1 protein-coding gene is annotated in these 886 nt (G+C 59.1%); it reads left to right on the top strand.

Annotation, left to right across the window (positions count from 1 at the left end):
- A partial coding sequence (locus CRI93_RS14975; RefSeq protein WP_245850579.1) for an IS5 family transposase occupies positions 1-865 on the top strand: 865 nt, incomplete at its 5' end.
- Positions 866-886 lie beyond the last annotated feature (21 nt).

Raw genomic sequence — 886 nt, 5'->3', positions numbered from 1 at the left:
AGAACCTGTTTTGATTTCAAGCTTTGCGAGGGAAAACGAACGGGAGTCCGCCTCGTTTTCGGTGGTGATCAAGCGTTTCACCGAAGACGATACCGAAGCTATGCGCAAAGACTATAGCTCCGACTTGACGGACTCCCAATGGCACAACGTGAAAACGGTTCTCAATACCTCGCGGCACCGCCAACATGACCTGCGCCGCGACATCTTGGATGCTATTTTCTATGTGGTCAAAACGGGATGTCAGTGGCGAATGTTGCCCGGCGAATTTGCGCCGTGGCAGACGGTGTACTACTACTTCCGCACGTGGAAACAGCGCGGCGTAATCGCACGTCTGCTCAGCATAGCCCGGCGGGGCGCACGCCAAAAGGCCGGACGTGAGCCCGAGCCCAGTGCCCTCGTCATCGATTGCCAATCGGTGCCGATTACCCGTTCAGGCGGTCTGTGCGGCTTTGACGGCAACAAAAAGGTCAAGGGGCGCAAACGGCACATCGTTGCGGACACGCAAGGATGGACATGGGCCGTCGGCATTCACGCCGCCAACGAGCACGAGAGCCAGCACGCCTTAAAGCTCATTGAACGGGCCGACCAGCGAAGCGAACGGCTCGAGGCGATCTTCGCTGACAAGGCCTACCGCGGCGGTCTCGAAGACACCCTTGGGGAAGCGCTTGGGCTTCGGCTTGAGATTACCGAATCTGACTCCGAAGAGCCGGGCTTTTCCGTTGAGCCGAAGCGCTGGATTGTCGAACGCACCTTTGGCTGGTTCGGGGGCTGGCGGCGGCTTGCGAAGGAGTACGAGCGCCGGGCCGAGACGAGTGCCGCCATGGTCCGGCTCGCGTCACTACGATTAGCCCTTAGCCGCCTCTAACGGCATATCAAAACAGCTTCT

It is taken from the genome of Longimonas halophila (assembly GCF_002554705.1).
Taxonomy (GTDB): Bacteria; Bacteroidota; Rhodothermia; order Rhodothermales; family Salinibacteraceae; genus Longimonas; species Longimonas halophila.
This window is presented reverse-complemented; position numbering and strand designations above follow the sequence as displayed.